The organism is Clostridioides sp. ZZV14-6009 (assembly GCF_020658095.1).
Lineage (GTDB): Bacteria > Bacillota > Clostridia > Peptostreptococcales > Peptostreptococcaceae > Clostridioides.
Genome location: NZ_JAGWDG010000003.1, coordinates 1 through 19,943, shown reverse-complemented (window position 1 = coordinate 19,943; position 19,943 = coordinate 1). Strand labels below are relative to the sequence as shown.

Genomic DNA, 19,943 nt, shown 5'->3' with positions numbered 1-19,943 from the left:
TTATTGTGATATAATATTTAGAGTAAATAAAAATTGTAGATACAATAATTTTAGGGGGAGTTAATATGAAATTAACAAAATCAATATCATCAGTATTGTGTTTATCTCTAGTTTTAAGTTTATCATCAATATCATATGCAAATGAAATGGGAAGAACGGCAACAGAAAATACTTTAATAGGAAAGGATAGATATCAGACAGCTATTGAAGTAAGTAAAGAAGGTTGGAGTAGTGCAAATGAAGCTATAATAGTTAATAGTGAATCTATTGTAGATGCATTATCTGTTACACCATTTGCTAAATTAAAGAACGCTCCAATACTACTTACAGAAAAAAATAATTTAAATTTGCAAACTAAGAAAGAATTAGAAAGATTAGGTGTTAAAAAAGTTTATATAATTGGACTATCTGGTTCTGTATCAGACAATGTACAAAAACAACTAGAATCTAATAACCTAACAGTTGATAGAATTGGTGGTAGTGACAGACATCAGACAGCTTTGAACATAGCTAAAAAGATAGAAGGTTTAAAAGACATATCAGAAATAGCTGTGATAAATGGATATACAGGTCTTGCAGATGCAGTTAGTATAGCTTCTGTAGCTGCTACTAATGGTATGGTTATACTTCCAGTTTCTGATGCATCTGGAGTGTCTAGTTTTAAGGATTTTATAGCCTCTAAAAATATAAGTAAGTCATACATAATAGGCTCTACTAATGCTGTATCAGATAAAATAAAACAAAGTCTGCCAAATTCAGAAAGAATAGGTGGAGCAGATAGAAATGAAACAAATGGAAAAGTAATAGAAAAATTTTATACATCAAATAATTTAGATAATGTATTTGTAGCTAAAGATGGAATGAAAAAACAAAATCAACTTATAGATGCTCTAGCAGTAGGTGTATTAGCATCAAAAGAAAATTCTCCAGTACTTATAGTAGGAGATAAATTGAGTGCAACTCAAAAGAGTATATTTACAAATAAAAAGGCGGCTGTTATAACTCAAGTTGGTAGTGGTGGAAATGAAAATGCATTTGCAGAGCTAAAAGATTTACAAGAGAGTAGTACTGGTAAGACAGTAATGTATGTAGCTAATACAGATAAAGTAAATGTAAGAAGTGATGCTACAATAGAAGCTTCTGTAGTAGGTTATCTAAATAATGGTGATGAAGTAGAAGTTTTAGAAGTACTAAAAACGGGATGGGTTAAGATAAAATACAATGACGATATTGGATATGTCAGTGGGTCTTATCTAACAAATAATAAACCTAATAATAATAGTGAAAATGTTAAGATAAAATATGTAAAAGAAAAAGATGGTCTAAATGTTAGAAAAGGACCAAGTACGGAAGATGAAAAAATAGGACAACTTCCATATGGAAGTAAGGTAGAAACTGTAGAAATGTTTGCTACTGGATGGGTAAAAATAAAATATAATGGTGGATATGGTTATGTAAGTAATGATTACCTATCTGATACACCAGTTATCTAAACTTATAGATAATAAATAATAAAGAGACTGTCTTAATATTAATGGCAGTCTCTTTATTATTATGAAATGTTGATTTTAATAATGATTTCTATTTTGATAACTTAATTCTAGGAGTTATTATTGTAGATATTATTAACATACAAATACTTAAAATCCAATGTTTAATGCCAAAATTGAATATCAATAGATTTATCCCTGCAATTGTAAATAAACAGTATTTAATTAGGATTAAAATTGTATTTATTGAAATACCCTTTATCGATATTATTTTAAAACTGAGAATGGTCATTCGAAGCCCTATAAATGCCAATAATACACCTATAATATCTTGGATTAAGTAATAGTATTTAAAATGCATATTTTAATCAACTCTTCTCTGCATAGTAGTAGATATTTCTAAATCTTCTATTTCATCATCTGTATATGTAAGCATGGTAAAACCTGTGACACCATAAATAAATGAAATTATAGGCGTAATCCAACTTAGAAAACAATATGGAATAAATTCAAGTGGACTTACACCAAGAGTTTGGGCACAGAAAACAGCATTTGAATTCCATGGTATTAATGGACCGCCAAGGGTTGCTGTATCTTCTATAATTCTAGATAAATTTTGTGGTTTTAGCCTAAATTCCTTATATATTGGGGACATTAAAGTTCCAACAAATACCGATGTGAACATCATGGATGAACTAAATGCATTTGCAAAGTAGCTTACTATGAAAGTAGAGCCAACTAACTTAGTTCTTGATTTTCCTATTTTATTTATCATTGGTTGAAGTAATACTTCTAAGAATCCAGTTTTTTGGAGAATTCCAGCAATAACGAAAACTACAAAGACTAGTAAAACGGTTTCAGCCATACTCATTATTCCACCACGATTTAATAATTTATCAGCATAAACAAATCCTGTGTCTATAGTAAATCCTGATAACATATAATTTAAGACATCACCTATTTTTTCTCCTTCTTGAATTACAGCTATAATAAGCCCCATAATAGCTGAACTTAATATAGATATAATAGGAGGCTTTTGTAACAATAAAAGTAATAATAAGAATAGTATTGGAATCATTGCTACTAAACCAATATGAAAGTTTGAATTTAATACATCTTTGATTTGATTTATTTGAACATAGTCAATAGTATTATTTGAATACTTAAGCCCAATTACAGTGTACAAAACGATACATATTATATATGCAGGTCCTGTTGTGTAAACCATGTGTTTCATATGAGTAATTACATCTGTTTTACAAACCGCAGCAGCTAGATTTGTAGAGTCGGATAGAGGAGACATTTTATCTCCAAAAAAAGCACCGGATATGACTGCACCAGCTGTTAAGCCAAGGGGAATACCCATACTAGTACCAATACTCATCATTGCTATACCAGACGTTCCAAGTGTTCCCCAAGATGTACCAGTAGCAACAGAAGTAAGTGAACAGACTATTAATGTTGTAAGTAAAAAATACTTAGGTGTTATTATTGTCAGACCACTATATACTACTGTTGGGATTGTACCAGCAGCTATCCAAGCAGCTATTAGTACCCCAACAGAAAGTATAATTAAATTTGATTGAAAGGCATCTTTACCAACTTCAAATCCAAAAGCTTCTATTTCTTCATTAGTATAACCAAGTCTCATAGCTGCTGGAACTACTATAAGCCATGAAAGTAAAAACATTGTAGTTATAGAAGCTTTAAATAGAACTATACCAACCGATGTTAAAGCTATTATCGCAAGCATTACTAATAACGAATATCTAAATGAAGGTCTTTTTCTTTCTGTACCTATTTTCATAGCGCAAATTCTCCTTAAATGTTTTTAGTTAATTGCATTTTTTATTCTTATAAGAGCTTCTTCAACCATGCTTCTTGGACAAGCTAAGTTTATTCTTTGATATCCGCTTCCTCCAATACCAAAACTACTTCCTTGATTTAAGGCAACTTTACCTTTTTTTACTAATAGATTTTCTAATTCTTCATCACTTAATCCAAGTTGGCTAAAATCTACCCATAATAAATAAGTACCTTCTGGTTTTCTGACTTTAAGTTTTGGCATATTTTCATTTATATATTTTATAGCAAAATCTATATTAGATTCTAAGTACTCTAAGAATGACTCTAGCCAAGGCTCACCATTGTTATATGAAGCTTCTGTTGCAACTAAACTAAAACAGTTATTTCTCTTTATATCAATTCTAGTAAATGCATTATCTAACAATTTATAATCTTTTTCATCAGGTAGTACAACATATGAAGATTGAAGACCTGCTATATTAAAAGTTTTAGTTGGTGCCATACAAGTAATTGTATTTTTTTCAAAATCTTTAGATATAGATGCCATAGGTATATGTTTATGATTTTTAAATATAATATCACTGTGTATTTCATCTGATATAACCTTTACACCGTATTTAAGGCAAATATCTCCTAGTTTCTTTAGTTCATCCTTTGTCCATACTCTTCCAACTGGATTGTGAGGATTGCAAAGTATAAACAATTTTACATCTTTGATTTTACTTTCAATGTCTTCATAGTCCATTATATAGTTTCCATTTTCTAATTTTTGTAGTGGGCTTATAACTAGTTCTCTATTATTATTTTTTACAACACTATTAAAAGGGCTGTAAACTGGTTCCTGTATCATTATTTTATCGTTTTCTTTTGTAAGCTCATTTATTAAAAGGCTTATTGCTGGGATAACACCTGGGCTATAAACTAACCATTCACTTTTTATCTTCCAATTATGTCTTTTATCCAACCAATTCACTATAGATTCATTGTAAGAATCTGGTCTTGTTGTATAACCGTAAATATCTTGTTCTAGCCTATGTCTTAAGGCATCAATTATACACGGAGCAGCTTTAAAATCCATATCAGCTACCCACATAGGAAGTAAATCATTAGTACCATATTTTTTATCCATCTCTGACCATTTAGCTGAAAAATTATTACCTCTATCAATAATTTCATTAAAATTGTAATTCATTATAAATACCTCCAGTAATTTTTAAATTTATACTTATAGTATTTAGCAAGCAATATGCCAAAATAGATATTAAAAATATTTAATTAAAAATTAATTCGTGATATTAAGTAATACCAGAGGTTGGAAGATATGAAATTATTAAATTTATTTAATTTTATTTGGAAAAGGTTATTTTAAAAAATTGTTAAATTTATTAAAATACAATTAAATAGGTTTAAATGGTTGAACTGTTTTAATTATTAAACCCATTTATTTTTTTTAGAAACTCGATTCCTTTAAGGGTTATAACTGAACCACCACGACCAACAAGTATATTTACAAATCCAAATTCTTGTAATTCCAAAAGTATATTTCTAATTTGTTGTTCTGTCAAAAATCTATTTTCGTTTAAAGCTATTTTGTATAAGCTTTTTCTACCAATTCGTTCTTTTAAATCGTAAGCTTTATTTAAATTATCCAATATAAAGATATATTCATCTAATGGTCTTTTAAAATTATAGTCATGTTTGATGAAGTTTTTGTCTTTATTAATATTAAATTGGTATTTAGATATTTTTTCTGTTACTTTATTACAAACAGTTTTGCTATAATTTTCATCTATAGTATCTAATATATATTCAGGTAAGTCACATATTTCTATAACATCTTTTCCTAGATAACAGAAATATTCTCCTAAGTTTCTTAATTCTCTTACATTTCCTTCCCATTTATATATTTTGAAAATTTCCTTAACTTCGTCACTTAGATTAAAATTGCATGGTATATCATACGTTAGTGATTCGAAGATTTCAAATATATCAGCAGGTCTTTCTCTAAGAGGATGTATTTTAAGAGGAAGAACATTTAACCTAAAATACAAATCTCTTCTAAATTTACCTTTAGATACAAGTTCTTTTAAATTTCTATTAGTAGCAGCAATTATTCTTACATCAATGTCAATAACATTATTTGAACTAATACGCCTTACTTGTTTTTCCTGTATAACTCTGAGCAATTTAGATTGAGAATTTAAATCCATCTCACCAATTTCATCTAAGAATATAGTTCCATTGTTTGCTAATTCAAATAAACCCATTTTTCCGCCCTTTTTAGCTCCAGTAAAGGCACCTTCATCATAACCAAATAATTCACTTTGCAATAAACTTTCTTGAAAAGTGCTGCAATTTACTGCTACAAAAGGTCCACAATTTCTTTTAGAAGCACTGTGAATAGATTGTGCAAATAATTCTTTACCAGTACCACTTTCACCAATTATTAAGATTGATGAGTTTGATTGAGCCATTTTATTGGCAATTTTTTTAGTATTAATAGTTTGTATACTAGAACCTAATATGTCATCAAAAGTATACTTACTGATATTACCAGAGTTTACTAGTTGTGCTCTTAACTTAGCTTGTTTTTTTTCTAATTGAGAAAACTTCGTCATCTTTAATATAAAACCATCAAATACATTCAATTGTATATGTTTAATCTCTAAATTTATGTCAATATGATTTATCTTAATTAATTTCTCATAAAATAGAGTTTTATTATTTAATATGTTTTGAAAGTTGATATCTTTTATACATTCACCAATAAATACATCAATCATTTCATTTGCATTTATAGATAAAATTTTTCTAGCGATATGATTGTAAAATTGTATAATTCCATCATTATTTGTGCATATAATTCCATCATCAATTATAGATAACAACAAATCAAATTGCCTTTCAAATTTATTTGCATCTAACAATAATTCGCCTGTACTATAGCTTGTAGGAATTATTTTTTCTACATATTTTTTTATTAAGTCATCTTTTATTAGATGTTTTAACTTAGTTTTTGTGGCAATTTCAACAATACAACTTAAATCTATTATTCTATATTTTAAGTCTATAACTTCACAATTTTTAAAATTAGGCAAGATTTTTTCTCCAGGAGTTAGAATTATGGCATCTGTAGGAGTAAATTCTATTTCTGGATAACAGGGTAAGATATTGATATTATCTATTCCTAGTCTATGTATTAAAGAGATTGTCTCTATAGACATATCCTTGCTTAGATTATATACATAAATAGTTTTATTTTTTTCTAATTTAGATATCATATCTATACTATTCTTTTCAAATGTCAACTTAGGAACGATAATTTGAGCATCATGATGAGATAATTTTGCTATTTCATCATATTTTAAATAAGCAGATAAAAGGATTAGTTTTTCTTTAAAAAATTTTAGATTTCCCTCTTCAAATGAGTATAAGTTTATTTTTATATTGTTACCTAGAAATTGTCTTATTTGGTCTTCGTAAATTTTTCCAGCATCTTTTTTTAAGCTTACAATAGCTAATTCTATTTGTTTCATTTTAACCTCTCATACAAATTTGACTTATTTTAGATTATATAACAATTAAACTAAATATAAATAATTTTGTCTAACTATTATTATAAATTAAGTAGTAATATAAAAGAAATAGCTAAAATGAGTCCTTTTATTTTTGTTTTTTGTATCTATTTGGTATAATAGTATTGAAACGATAATAATTTAGATAAAATTTCTTAAGAGGAATACTATGAGGAGAACATAAGATGAAAAAATGTCTTTACTGTAACAGGGATATAAAGTCACCAAATAATAAATTGGCTATAAAATACGATGACAATACCGATATATATCCATGTCGTACAGAATGTAAGGAAAAAATTGAAGAATATATAATAAAAAAACCTACGTATAAGTTTATAAATATATTAGAGGTTCTTTTAGGTGTAGGTGGAATATTTTGCTTTTTGAGCAAATGGACTATTGCAGCCCAAATTGTACTTGGAATTGACGCATTAGTTATATTTTTATTTCCATTAGCAGGGTTTAAAATGAATGGTAAATTAAGTATGGAGCAAACTAAGCATCAGAGCAGGTCTATAGCAATATCAATTTTAGCATTTATAATAGTAATAACTGTATTATATTTTAAGCAAATTGGTAAGTAAATCATAATTGTATAGAACATCATAAGAGTATGAGGTGAATTTATGGAAGAAAGAAAATTAGCACCAAACAATGAGCGAGAAGCTCTTATAAAAAGATTAAAAAGAATAGAAGGTCAAGTTAAAGGAATACAAAAGATGGTAGAAGAGGAGCGTTATTGTGTTGATATATTAGTTCAAATATCCGCTATAAGGTCTGCTATAAATAGAGTAGGCACAATTATTTTGGAAAATCATATAAAAGGATGTGTAGCAGAAAGTATCAAACATGATGATAGTGAAAAAACTGAAGAGATGATAAAAGAACTTATGGATACCATAAATAAATTTACAAAATAAGGGGGCGGTTAGGTATGAATCAACAAGGATTTATTATGGAGATTGTTGATGATAGAACTGCAAAATTAAAAATGCAAAGACACTCAGCTTGTGCTGCTTGTGGAAAATGTGCTACTGCTGACTCATCAGAGTCAAAAGAGATATTAGTAGAGGTAGACAATACAATTGGTGCGAAGGTTGGTGACCATGTAGAAGTGAGTATGGATAACATGAATGTATTAAAAGCAGCTGCGATGGCTTATATAATACCTCTTGTAGCGCTTCTTGTTGGAACAATAGGAACATACTATATATTGGAAGCAATTGGCATGACCTCTGGGGTTGAAGCTATAAGTGGATTAGTTGGGATTTGTCTTACAGTAATTTGTTATTTGTATCTAAAGAAAAATGATAAAAAATTTAGAGATAGTAGAGAATTTATACCAGTAATCACAAGAATATTAATTGACCTTTAAAATGATTACAATTTAAAAATAGCAATGTACTCTTATAAATGCTTAATGTATATTTATAGGATTTAGGTACATTGCTATTTTTATATTTTTATTTTGATTTTCTTTGAGGAATAAAATTCTTTCGTATTTTCAAAAGGTTTAATGTTCTTACAAAAGAAGTTACAACCAATACACCAAGCGATATTGCAGCGCTTAAAAATAGTGCATCAGTACCTTTTGACATCGCTAAATCATAATTTTTTTGAATTAAAGATAACATTGTATTGTATAATCCAATTCCTGGTATCAGAGGAAGAATCCCTGGAATTACAAATACAATAGCTGGTTGCTTTAGTTTTCTAGCCAATATCTCACTACACGCTGAAACCAAAGCAGCAGCTATAAAACCCGCAAAAATTGAGTTCGTAGTGAAATTAAATAAATATACATACACAATCCAACCAACTCCACCAGTTATTCCAGCTGGAAGAAGTAGATAAAGTGGTGCATTAAAAAAGACAGCAAATCCAGCAGTTGCAATGCCTGAAAATAAAAAATGTAAAATCATCGACATATCAGTCATTAGAAAGAACCTCCAATTCTATACCATGTATCAAGGACAAAACCGACTCCAGAAGCAATTGCAATAATAATCATAGCAGCATCGAAAGCACGAGAAATTCCTGATATTAAATTACCTGATATTAAATCTCTGATGGCTTTTATAAAAGCAACTCCTGGGAGTAGTGGCATTATTGCTCCAACTATGAGCATTTTAGGGTCACTCAAAATACCTATTTCAACTAGTAAAACTCCTGAAAGTGCTATTAAAAAAGAAGATACTAAACATGAAAATGCAGATATTGCACTTATCTTCATGGTTTTATCATAAGTAATTGCAGCAAATATTGCTATTATAAATGTAAGAATAAAATTTAATATATAATTCCCTCCAAGCAAGCAAGCAAAGCAAGCAGATGCAATTCCTGTACAAGAGTAAAACAACCATAAAGGATAAGGTTTTACCTCTTGTATTTCATAAAGACGTGCAATAGCAGTATCAATATCATACTCTTTATCATTTACAAATTCTCGAGAAAAACTGTTTAATAAGGAAATCTTATTTAAGTTTATACCCCTTGATTGAATCGTTTTCATAAACGAAAAACCGTCAAATTTTTCATCTGAAATAATTATTACTGTAGGAGTTGTAAAAATATTTACATGATAAAATCCTCTTGACCTGCAGATTCTAAGGACACTGTCTTCAACCCTAGATGTTTCAGCTCCATTTTTTATCATAAGTTCCCCTACAAATAGAGCTAATTTTAGAATATTTTTTTTATATTCAAGTTCCTCATTTTGATTCATAAATACACCTCCAAATTAAAAAACATAATATTGAAATTATATCAAATTTTTAAGTAATATTCCTTATATATATATAAATTATATTATCTTTTTTTTATTTAAAAATAGTCACATTTAAATTATATCCAATTAAAAGAATTAGACAATATTATTTATTATATTTTAACTTAAAATACAGAAAGTAAACATGTAAAAGTAGTAAAACACTTGACTATTAATTTATAAAAGACTATAATAATAAATTATCATATTGATAAAAATGAAAATTATGAAATGTCTGTAAAAGTAAAATTTAAATAATAACTAGGAGGAGTAATATGTTTGAGAACTTGAAAAAAGCGGACCCTGAGATTTATGAAAGTATGAAAAGAGAGTTAAAAAGACAACAAAGGAATATTGAGTTGATAGCATCTGAAAATATAGTATCAGTTCCAGTAATGGAAACTATGGGAAGTCATCTTACTAATAAGTATGCAGAAGGTTACTCAGGCAAAAGATATTATGGTGGATGTGAGTACATAGATGAAGTTGAAACTCTTGCAATAGATAGAATTAAAAAGATATTTGGAGCAGAACATGCTAATGTTCAACCTCATTCTGGAGCAAATGCAAATATTGGTGTATATTTTGCTATGCTAAAACCAGGTGATGTTGTTATGGGAATGAATTTATCTCAAGGTGGGCATTTAACTCATGGTGCTCCAGTTAATATTTCTGGTCAATATTATAAATTTTATGAATATGGAATAAATAGAGATAGTGGACTTATAGATTTTGATGATGTTAGAAAAATAGCACACGAAGTAAAACCTAAAATGATAGTTGCGGGAGCAAGTGCATATCCTAGAGAGATAGATTTTAAAAAATTTAGAGAAATAGCTGATGAGGTTGGAGCATTACTTATGGTAGATATGGCTCATATAGCAGGTCTTGTAGCTGCTGGTCTTCATCAAAATCCATGTGAAGTAGCTGATTTTGTTACAACAACAACTCATAAAACTTTAAGAGGGCCTCGTGGAGGAGTTATCCTTTGTAAAGAAAAATATGCTAAAGCTATAGACAAAGCAATATTCCCTGGAATTCAAGGGGGACCTCTTGAGCATATAATTGCATCTAAAGCAGTATGTTTTAAAGAAGCTTTAAGTGATGAATTTAAAACATACCAACAACAGGTTGCTAAAAATGCAAAAGCTTTAGCTGAAGAACTTATTAAGAGAGATTTTAAATTGATTTCTGGAGGAACAGATAATCACTTAATATTATTAGATTTAACTAATAAAAATATAACTGGTAAAGCAGCAGAAAAAAGATTAGATGATGCTTATATAACTGCTAATAAAAACACAATACCATTTGATCCAAATGGAGCACTTGTTACAAGTGGAATAAGACTTGGTACTCCAGCTGTAACTACTAGAGGCATGAAAGAGGAAGATATGGCAATAATTGCCGAGGCTATAGACCTATGTTTAACTTATGATGAAGAATCTAAAGCAAGAACACTGGTTGTTGGTTTAACTGAAAATTATCCTCTATATGAAGAATATAATATTATGGATTAATTAAAAGTATAATTAAATAAGAGATATTTAAATAATTACAATAATAGTATTTATATTTAAATATATATATAAAGATAAAACCCAATTAATTAGGAGATAGCTTCCAATATTAATTGGGTTTTGTATTTTTTAATTAAAACTTTAAGATTTCTTAAGAATTATACTAGGTTTTTCTAAAGATTTAAAGTTTATACTTATAAATATAGTAATTAAAGGTATTTAAAGGCTCTAATGAGGAGGGAATCTTATGAAAGTATTAATTCTTACAGGAAAATTTGGTATGGGTCATTACTCAGCATCAAACTCTTTAAGTGAAGATATAAAAACAAAATTTAATAATTCTGAAATAATAATTAAAGATATATTTGAATATATTATGCCTAACTACTCAGATAAAATGTATAAAACTTTTTCTATTCTTGTAAATCGGGGAAGCAGTCTTTATAATTTATTTTACAAGTGTACTGAAAATGGAAAAAAGGATATAAAATTTACCTTTTCAGATTATTTCTTAACTAAATTAGACAAGTTACTTAATGAAATACAACCAACAGTAGTTATTTCAACTTTTCCATTTTGTTCTCAAGTAGTATCAAGATATAAAGAAAAGTATAACTCAAATCTTCCTTTGATAACATGTATAACAGATATAAGTAGCCATTCAGAATGGATTAGTAAAAATACAGATTGTTACTTAGTAGCTAGTGAATCTACTAAAGAAGAACTTATTTTAAAAGGAATAGATGAAGATAAAATAAAAGTTAATGGAATACCTGTAAAAAAAGAATTTAAAAAAATAGAACATATAAATCATTTAGATAAAAAAAACATCCTTATAATGGGTGGAGGATTAGGTTTATTACCTAAGTCAGAACAATTTTATAAAGAGCTAAATAGTTTAGAAGGAGTAAAAACTACTGTAATAACTGGCAATAATAAAAAAATGTACTATAAATTGTACAATAGATATGAAAATATTGAGGTTGTAGGCTATACTAACGAAGTATACAAATATATGGAAAATGCTGACCTTATTATTTCTAAACCAGGTGGAATAACATTATTTGAAACAATTTATTCAGAGCTTCCAATATTAGCATTCAATCCATTTTTGCAACAAGAGATAAATAATGCTGATTTTATATTAAATAATGGAATTGGAAAAATACTTGATAAAAATAAAAAATACTATGTAGATGAGATAAAAGACTTAATCTATGATGATGTTAAACTTAAAGAAATGAGTTTGAATATGAAAAAACTTAAAAAACAATTTGATAATAATACATTAGAAAATATTTTATTTTCATTTGATGGACAAGGAGTGTGTAGAGAATGTATGTAGTAGGTTTAATTATAGTTATTGCTTTGATTTTTTTAATCCATTCAATTATACCTACATATTATAATAAATTATTAAATAAAGATGTATTGAAAAATATGACTGAGAAGAATGAAATTGCTCTTACATTTGATGATGGACCAGACAAAAGGTATACAGAAAAATTGTTGGATGTACTAAAAGAAAATGATATAAAGGCCATGTTTTTCGTAGTGGCAAAGAATGCTGAAAAAGAGCCTGAAATTATAAAAAGAATGTTAAGAGAAAATCACATAGTTGGCTTACATTCACTAGAACATAAGAATGCATGGCTTTATAGTTATAATTATGTTAAAAAAGATTTTATTGAAAGTACAGATATAATGAAAAATTTAGGTGTAGACGTAAACTACTATCGTCCACCATGGGGGCATACTAATATATTTTCAAATCAATTTGCTAAAAAATATAATTTAAAAATGACCTTATGGGATGTAATGGCAGAAGATTGGAGTAAAGATAGCACAGTAGAGATTATAGTAAATAAATTAATAGATAGAACAAAAGAAAATTCTATAATTTGTTTGCATGATGCAGGAGAAAACTCAGGAGGGGCAGTTGGAGCACCTGAACGTACTATTGAAGCATTAAAGATAGCTATTCCAAAACTTAAAGCCAGTGGTTTCAAATTTGTAACACCAGAAAGGATGTAGTTATGATAAGTAAAACTGAAAAGAGAAATAAATCCCTAGGTAGTGTAGCCTTCTTAGTTTTACTAATGGGCATAACTGGATACTTTGTTTTTAGAGGTCAATCAATTGAATCGTTAATAAAATCATTAAAAGGTGCAAGTCCTGTGTTTATATTAATTGGATTTGCAATGATGTTTATATATGTTGCTTGCGAAGGTATAAATATATATTTAGGTATGAAGGCTTTAAATCAAAAAACTACTTTTTTAAAATGTATGGGATATGCGTTTGTTGGATTTTATTTTAGCTCAATTACACCTTCAGCATCTGGAGGTCAACCAGCACAAGTTTATTACATGAAGAAGGATGATATAAACATATCTTACTCTTCACTTATATTATTAGTTATTGTTGTCATTCACCAAGTTGTTGTATTGGCATATAGCGGAATAATGTTCATTATGGAACGTGAATTTATACTAAACAATGTAAGAGGGATGAATATTTTATTGATATATGGTGTAATAACGAATGTTGCTCTTGTTGTTGGAGTAATTGCAGTTATATTTTCAAAAAAATTAGTAAATAACTTCATAATATCCATAACAAATTTATTAGGAAAACTAAGAATAATAAAAGATGTTGAAGGTTCACGAAAAGTGATAACTTCTCAAATTGAAGAATATATTAAAGGTGCTCAATATATAAAACAAAATCCAAAGTTAGTAATTAAGATTTTACTTATAACTATTGTGCAAATAACAGCTATGTTTTTAGTACCATTCTTTGTATACAAAGCTTTCCATCTATCAACATATACTGTGTTTGAAATATTAGCAATACAATCATTACTTAATATTGCTGTTTCATCTTTACCATTACCAGGAGCTGTTGGAGCATCTGAAAATAGTTTTATGATATTATTTAAGATATTTTTCCCAGGTCATTTACTAGTGCCAGCGATGTTACTTAGCAGAGGAATAAGTTTTTATGCATTCGTTGCTATAAGTGGTTTAGTATGTATTGTAGCACATGTTAAGTCTTCTGAAAAAGTTAAGTCAGTAAAAGAAGTTATTTATGTAAGATAGTATTGTATAGTTTATTTTTTATATAAGTGATATGTGTATACGTTTTGATTAAACTTTAAGAGCGCTTACAATAGTAGAAAGTATTAAAACGTATGACATTGCTAAGCTTTTACTAATAAAGTATAATATTTTATATAGTTTTAAATATTTAAGAAATATAGTAAAAAGGAGCTTAGCGATGATAAAAGAGATTCCAAAAAAAATTTTAGTAGCTGATGATAATCCAGAAATTAGGGAAATTGTAGAAATACTTTTGACTGGCGAAGGTTATGAAGTTGTTATGGCGACGAACGGAGAAGAGGCCGTAAATTTAGTAGACAGTACAATTGATTTGATTATTTTGGATGTTGTTATGCCAGTAAAGACAGGGTTTGTTGCATGTAATGAGATTAGAGAAAAAACAACAGCTCCAATATTATTTCTAACTGCGAAAACTCAAGATTCCGACAAGGTTATTGGGTTTTCAGCAGGAGGAGATGACTATTTATCAAAGCCTTTTTCATATTCTGAGTTAATTTCAAGAGTTAAGTCACTACTTAGACGTTATTATATATATCAGGGGAAGGAAAAGAATAAGGAGCCAAATATATTGCAAACAAAAGGTTTATGTGTAAATTTGGATACTCAAGATGTCATATTGGATGGAGAAACTATATTTTTGACAACTATAGAATATAGCATATTAGTTCTTATGCTAAAAAATAGAAAAAAAGTTTTCTCGTCTGAAAATATATATGAAAGTATTTGGAATGAGCAATATTTTTATACAGCAAATAATACTATAATGGTACATATTAGAAATTTAAGAAAAAAACTAGAGAAAGATCAGAAAAATCCACAATATGTAAAAACTGCATGGGGAAAGGGGTACTATATTGATTAGCAAAATTAAGCCATCAAAGTTGGGTGTCATACTATTGGTATATGTAGTAATCTCAGCTGGGGTGGCTTTTATTTTAAATATACCATTTTATTCTGCTGTTGAGTCAATAGTAAAGGATGTATCAGAAGGTAAAACATATTTTAAAAGAGAAGCAGACCAGTTAATGGACGATTTTCAAATCTATGTGAATGATAAAAATATAAGTTCAAATGATGTAGAAGATATATCAAATTGGAATAATGACAATTGGTTTGTATCTATGAAAGTATATGAAGGAGATAAGATTTTTTATGATACATTGTACTACCCAAATGAGTTACCTGATAAGAGTGAAGAAAATGAATTTTATAGTAGCTCTATGGCTAGACATTATGAGATACAATTTTCTGATATTAAAGCTAGTGTAGTTATAGTAGCACTGTTTAGATTTCGATTTCAAAACTTTATAGATGCTGTTTCTATCACATTTATGGCAATTACATTTATTGTAACATTTTTATTGTTGTTGAGTAGAAAGATTAAATATCTAAGAAAAATAGAGATGGGTATAAAGATAGTAGAAAGTGGTAGTTTAAAGTATAGAATTCCTGTTAAGGGGAACGATGAATTATCATCACTTGCATCTAGTATTAATGAGATGAGTCAAGCACTTGATAATCAGCTTATAAAAGAAAGAGAAATGAAGAATAAAAATAAAGATATAGTAACTTCTATATCACATGATGTCAGAACTCCATTGACATCAGTAATTTGCTATTTGGATTTAATTAAAGATCATAAGTATAATAGCCCTGAGCAATTGGAGCAATATATAAAAAATGTAAGATTAAAGGCATATCAGATAAAAGATTTGACAGATGACCTTTTTACACATTTTGTTAATTCGGAAGAAGAAGTGTCTAAAAAGTATGAAAAGATTAATGCAAATGAATTTATATTTCAACTGCTTTTAGATAGTTCATATACATTGGAAGAAAAGGGGTTTCATATAAAAATAGAGAATGAACTTTATAACCAATATCATATTTATGTAGATGTAACACAATTTAGAAGAATATTTGATAATTTATGTTCTAACATAATAAAGTATGCAAGAAGGGATAGACCAATAGTATTTTTAATTAAAGTTGAAGATGGTAAGTTGCTAATTATACAAAAAAACAAAGTTAGTAACATTCATAAAAATGTAGAAAGTTTTGGAATTGGCTTAAAAAACTGTGAAAAGATAATTGCATATCACAATGGAAGTATAAATGTAAACTCAGGTGACAAAGAGTTTTCTATTGAAATATCTATTCCAGTAAATGAATCATAAATGTCTCAATTAAGTACTGCTAAGTACTGCATATGTTAATTGTTATGTACCTATGACCAAGTAACAAGTTTACTTGTAAGACCATATAATATTATTATCTTAAAAAAAGGGGACATAATAATATGGTTTTAACAGGAGCGCATTATATTTACATTGTATTTATGGTAATTATCTTAATTACTATGCTTATGAAAAAAGATACTATAGTACCATGTATATTAGGTGTTTTCTTCATGGGGTTATTCTTTGAAAAAAATATCTTTGGAGCTATAACAGCAGTGTTTAACTCGTTTATTATATCTTTAAATGAGTTGGGACCGATTATTTTAATTATAGCGATTATGGTAGCTTTATCTAAAGCTCTAGAAGCGAATAATGCCATACAGTATATGGTAAGACCATTTTCCAAAGTTATAAGAAATTCTAACACAGCATTTTTTGTAACTGGATTTGTAATGTTGATTCTTTCTTGGTTTTTCTGGCCAACTCCAGCTGTTGCCTTAGTTGGGGCTGTATTTTTACCTGTTGCTATTAGAGCTGGATTACCAGCGATTGGTGTTGCAGTAGCATTAAACTTATTTGGTCATGGTCTTGCCTTATCTACAGACTTTGTTATTCAGGGAGCTCCAAGTATAACAGCTGGTGCAGCAGGAGTAGCAGTATCATATGTCATAAATGATGGTATGATTTTATTTTGGGTAATGGGAATTGTAACGATATCGATGGCATTTTATACATTAAAAAGGGATATCAATAAAGGAATGTTTAGAGAAGAGCTTAAAGATTTTGAAAGTGAAGAAGTAAAAGAATTTAATGGAAAATCTAAGATAGCAACTATTTTAGTAGCTTTAGGATTTCTTGCTGATATAATTGCTATGTATATGTTTGACCTAAAAGGAGGAGATGCATCAGCTCTTTTAGGAGGAACAGCAGTGTTTCTAATAATTATTATAAATACTATAAATTTCGGCAAAGATAGTCTTGAAAATGTGTGTGAAAATATAATAGATGGTTTTGTGTTTGGTATAAAGATATTTGGTGCGATTATACCAATAGCAGCGTTTTTCTACATGGGAGAAGTTGCACCTTTAACTGGTGTATTTGGAAAGGTATTAACCCCTGGTTCTCAAGGATTATTATCAGATATAGGGATAGCTCTTTCTCAAACGATACCACTTAATAAATTTGCAGTATCAGGTATAGAAACTGTAGTAGGTGCAATAACTGGGCTTGATGGTTCTGGGTTCTCTGGAATTTCATTAGTTGGTTCACTTGCATCTGTATTTGGAACTGCTATTAATGCAAGTGTTGGTGCATTAGCAGCATTAGGTCAAATTAGTGGTATTTGGGTTGGTGGAGGATGTCTAGTTCCTTGGGGGCTTATTTCAGCAGCCGCAATTTGTGGAGTTAGTCCTATTGAGTTGGCAAAAAGGAATTTTATTCCTGTTATAACAGGACTCATTGTAACAACTATAGTAGCAGTATTCATTATTTAGCAAATAAAAACTAATATTATTTTACTTGTAGATTAACAAAACTTATATATAAATTAAAAATAAAAGATTATATAAATTAAAAATAGATGCACAGTTATTACCTATCAAAAGACTTTTGTTTATGTAAAAACTATACATCTATTTTTTATTGGAAGTATTTAATTTGAAATCGTTTATGTAAATTAATATATAAATATTATACTTAAAGTATAGCTTTTAAATATACTTCTAAATGTTAATAATTTAGAAGTTCAAAATTGTATCCTAGCTTTCTAGCATCTGATATAAAATCACTTAGAATTTCTGTACTAGTTTTAGAAACAGCATGTAGTAATAAGATAGAACCATCGTGTAAATTATCCATTATTTTTTTCTTGGCTTCCTCATGTGATGGTTGTTTTTCAGTGTCCCAGTCCCTATATGCGAAACTCCAAAATATAGTTTTATAGCCTAGATTTTTAGTCATTGCTAAGCTTTTTTCTGAATACTTACCCATAGGAGGTCTGAAAAACTTAACTATATTTTTTCCAGTTAAATCTTTATAAAGTTTTTCAACATCTTCAAATTCATTATTAAAGCTTTTTAGATTGCTTGTTTTTGTTGGCATAGAAGGATGCGTTTTACTGTGGCTTCCAACTATGTGACCTTCTGCAACCATTCTTTTTATCAAATCTTTATTTTCTTTTATGTATGGAGATGTAACGAAAAAAACAGCCTTTACTTTATTTTTTTTTAAAACATCTAGTATCTTTGATGTATATCCATTTTCATAACCTTCATCAAATGTAAGATATAATGTTTTTTGACCATCTTTGATGGGACCATTATATATAGCACTATAGTCAGAAAAATTAAATTTGATATCAGTATTTACTTCTGGAGTTTGATGTTTAGTATTTGGTATATAAAACCAATCAAGAGCGGTATTGTCCAAAGATGACACGTCTAATTTTTCATTATCATTGTTCACAGTATCTTTATTTGATAGACTGTCTGTTCCATCTGAAACAGTTATATTGGAAGTATATTTATTATCATCAACATTTTGAGAATCTTCTTGCGTTGATATTTCCCTATTCTGGTCTGTGTTTTGTTTTTTTTGTGAGTTTGAACATCCAACAATGAAAAAAATAGATATAGAAAGTATTGTCAAAAAGTAGAGTATCTTTCTAAGCATTTTATAGCTCCCTTCTAAATTAATAGTAATTATATAGTATTATTATAGTTGGAAATTGTTATTAATAATAGTTACATATTTGAAAATAAAGTCGCAATAGTATTATAAAATATGAATAATTAATAAATTTAAAAAAAAATGTAAAAAAGTAGTTGACCATATTATGATAAGGTGTTATTATAATAAATGTGCTCAACAAGGAACAAGAAAATAATGAGTACAAAATGATTGATTTAATAAAATGAACTTTGAAAATTAAACAGTAGGTTAATTTATAAAACAAGAAACAAACCATAAAGCCAGATATTTTGATAACAATAGTATCTGAGCCTGATAAACTTTTATTTGAGAGTTTGATCCTGGCTCAGGATGAACGCTGGCGGCGTGCCTAACACATGCAAGTTGAGCGATTTACTTCGGTAAAGAGCGGCGGACGGGTGAGTAACGCGTGGGTAACCTACCCTGTACACACGGATAACATACCGAAAGGTATGCTAATACGGGATAACATATTTGAGAGGCATCTCTTGAATATCAAAGGTGAGCCAGTACAGGATGGACCCGCGTCTGATTAGCTAGTTGGTAAGGTAACGGCTTACCAAGGCGACGATCAGTAGCCGACCTGAGAGGGTGATCGGCCACATTGGAACTGAGACACGGTCCAAACTCCTACGGGAGGCAGCAGTGGGGAATATTGCACAATGGGCGAAAGCCTGATGCAGCAACGCCGCGTGAGTGATGAAGGCTTTCGGGTCGTAAAACTCTGTCCTCAAGGAAGATAATGACGGTACTTGAGGAGGAAGCCCCGGC

17 protein-coding genes and 1 rRNA gene are annotated in these 19,943 nt (G+C 28.9%); 12 read left to right on the top strand and 6 right to left on the bottom strand.

Annotated features, from left to right (window positions below; translation table 11 throughout):
• Positions 1-65: 65 nt before the first annotated feature.
• Entirely contained in the window at positions 66-1,493 is a 1,428-nt protein-coding gene (locus KGF36_RS06220; RefSeq protein ID WP_227850194.1) for a cell wall-binding repeat-containing protein, read from the top strand.
• 361 nt (positions 1,494-1,854) lie between these two features.
• Here KGF36_RS06220 and nhaC read toward each other — a convergent pair whose 3' ends face one another.
• The 3 genes from nhaC to KGF36_RS06205 form a co-directional block, all read right to left on the bottom strand.
• Positions 1,855-3,297, bottom strand: coding sequence for a Na+/H+ antiporter NhaC (gene nhaC, locus KGF36_RS06215; RefSeq protein WP_227827502.1), 1,443 nt, complete (start codon positions 3,295-3,297; stop codon positions 1,855-1,857).
• Between the two features lie 24 nt (positions 3,298-3,321).
• Complete coding sequence (locus KGF36_RS06210; RefSeq protein ID WP_227850193.1) at positions 3,322-4,488, bottom strand: MalY/PatB family protein; 1,167 nt, start codon at positions 4,486-4,488, stop codon at positions 3,322-3,324.
• 232 nt (positions 4,489-4,720) lie between these two features.
• The gene (locus KGF36_RS06205; protein WP_227827500.1) at positions 4,721-6,832 is read right to left on the bottom strand and encodes a sigma 54-interacting transcriptional regulator; all 2,112 of its coding nucleotides are present in this window, start codon (positions 6,830-6,832) and stop codon (positions 4,721-4,723) included.
• A gap of 224 nt (positions 6,833-7,056) precedes the next feature.
• On the opposite strand from KGF36_RS06205, the gene KGF36_RS06200 reads away from it, so the two are divergent.
• Genes KGF36_RS06200 through KGF36_RS06190 form a run of 3 tightly spaced genes read left to right on the top strand, consistent with a single transcriptional unit; the run spans position 7,057 to position 8,249 of the window.
• A complete protein-coding gene (locus KGF36_RS06200; protein WP_227827499.1) occupies positions 7,057-7,458 on the top strand; it encodes a hypothetical protein in 402 nt (133 codons plus the stop codon).
• A 42-nt stretch (positions 7,459-7,500) separates the two neighbouring features.
• Complete coding sequence (locus tag KGF36_RS06195; RefSeq protein ID WP_227434509.1) at positions 7,501-7,794, top strand: metal-sensitive transcriptional regulator; 294 nt, start codon at positions 7,501-7,503, stop codon at positions 7,792-7,794.
• A gap of 14 nt (positions 7,795-7,808) precedes the next feature.
• Positions 7,809-8,249, top strand: coding sequence for a SoxR reducing system RseC family protein (locus tag KGF36_RS06190; protein WP_227827497.1), 441 nt, complete (start codon positions 7,809-7,811; stop codon positions 8,247-8,249).
• Between the two features lie 88 nt (positions 8,250-8,337).
• Here KGF36_RS06190 and KGF36_RS06185 read toward each other — a convergent pair whose 3' ends face one another.
• Both KGF36_RS06185 and KGF36_RS06180 read right to left on the bottom strand, forming a co-directional pair.
• Positions 8,338-8,811 (bottom strand): threonine/serine exporter family protein, encoded by a 474-nt coding sequence (locus KGF36_RS06185; RefSeq protein WP_227434511.1) that lies wholly within the window; start codon positions 8,809-8,811, stop codon positions 8,338-8,340.
• Complete coding sequence (locus KGF36_RS06180) at positions 8,811-9,599, bottom strand: threonine/serine exporter family protein (RefSeq protein ID WP_227827496.1); 789 nt, start codon at positions 9,597-9,599, stop codon at positions 8,811-8,813. The genes KGF36_RS06185 and KGF36_RS06180 overlap by 1 nt, the downstream gene beginning before the upstream one ends.
• 317 nt (positions 9,600-9,916) lie before the next feature.
• On the opposite strand from KGF36_RS06180, the gene glyA reads away from it, so the two are divergent.
• The 7 genes from glyA (at position 9,917) to KGF36_RS06145 (ending at position 17,956) form a co-directional block, all read left to right on the top strand.
• Entirely contained in the window at positions 9,917-11,161 is a 1,245-nt protein-coding gene (gene glyA / locus KGF36_RS06175) for a serine hydroxymethyltransferase (RefSeq protein WP_227827495.1), read from the top strand.
• A 247-nt stretch (positions 11,162-11,408) separates the two neighbouring features.
• Positions 11,409-12,506: an MGDG synthase family glycosyltransferase gene (locus KGF36_RS06170; RefSeq protein ID WP_227827494.1), complete on the top strand. Its 1,098-nt coding sequence runs from the start codon at positions 11,409-11,411 to the stop codon at positions 12,504-12,506.
• Positions 12,497-13,195: a polysaccharide deacetylase family protein gene (locus KGF36_RS06165; RefSeq protein ID WP_227840502.1), complete on the top strand. Its 699-nt coding sequence runs from the start codon at positions 12,497-12,499 to the stop codon at positions 13,193-13,195. The genes KGF36_RS06170 and KGF36_RS06165 overlap by 10 nt, the downstream gene beginning before the upstream one ends.
• A gap of 2 nt (positions 13,196-13,197) precedes the next feature.
• Positions 13,198-14,262 carry a lysylphosphatidylglycerol synthase transmembrane domain-containing protein gene (locus KGF36_RS06160; RefSeq protein WP_227842606.1) on the top strand — a complete coding sequence of 355 codons (1,065 nt, stop codon included), beginning with the start codon at positions 13,198-13,200 and terminating at the stop codon, positions 14,260-14,262.
• 178 nt (positions 14,263-14,440) lie between these two features.
• Entirely contained in the window at positions 14,441-15,145 is a 705-nt protein-coding gene (locus tag KGF36_RS06155) for a response regulator transcription factor (RefSeq protein ID WP_227854609.1), read from the top strand.
• Positions 15,138-16,460 (top strand): sensor histidine kinase, encoded by a 1,323-nt coding sequence (locus tag KGF36_RS06150; RefSeq protein ID WP_227854608.1) that lies wholly within the window; start codon positions 15,138-15,140, stop codon positions 16,458-16,460. The genes KGF36_RS06155 and KGF36_RS06150 overlap by 8 nt, the downstream gene beginning before the upstream one ends.
• A 122-nt stretch (positions 16,461-16,582) precedes the next feature.
• On the top strand, positions 16,583-17,956 hold the full coding sequence (locus tag KGF36_RS06145; RefSeq protein ID WP_227827489.1) for a hypothetical protein: 1,374 nt from the start codon (positions 16,583-16,585) through the stop codon (positions 17,954-17,956).
• Between the two features lie 235 nt (positions 17,957-18,191).
• Here KGF36_RS06145 and pdaA read toward each other — a convergent pair whose 3' ends face one another.
• Entirely contained in the window at positions 18,192-19,133 is a 942-nt protein-coding gene (gene pdaA / locus KGF36_RS06140) for a delta-lactam-biosynthetic de-N-acetylase (protein WP_227854607.1), read from the bottom strand.
• A 341-nt stretch (positions 19,134-19,474) separates the two neighbouring features.
• Here pdaA and KGF36_RS06135 point away from each other — a divergent pair.
• Positions 19,475-19,943, top strand: a 16S ribosomal RNA gene (locus KGF36_RS06135); the annotation flags it as partial.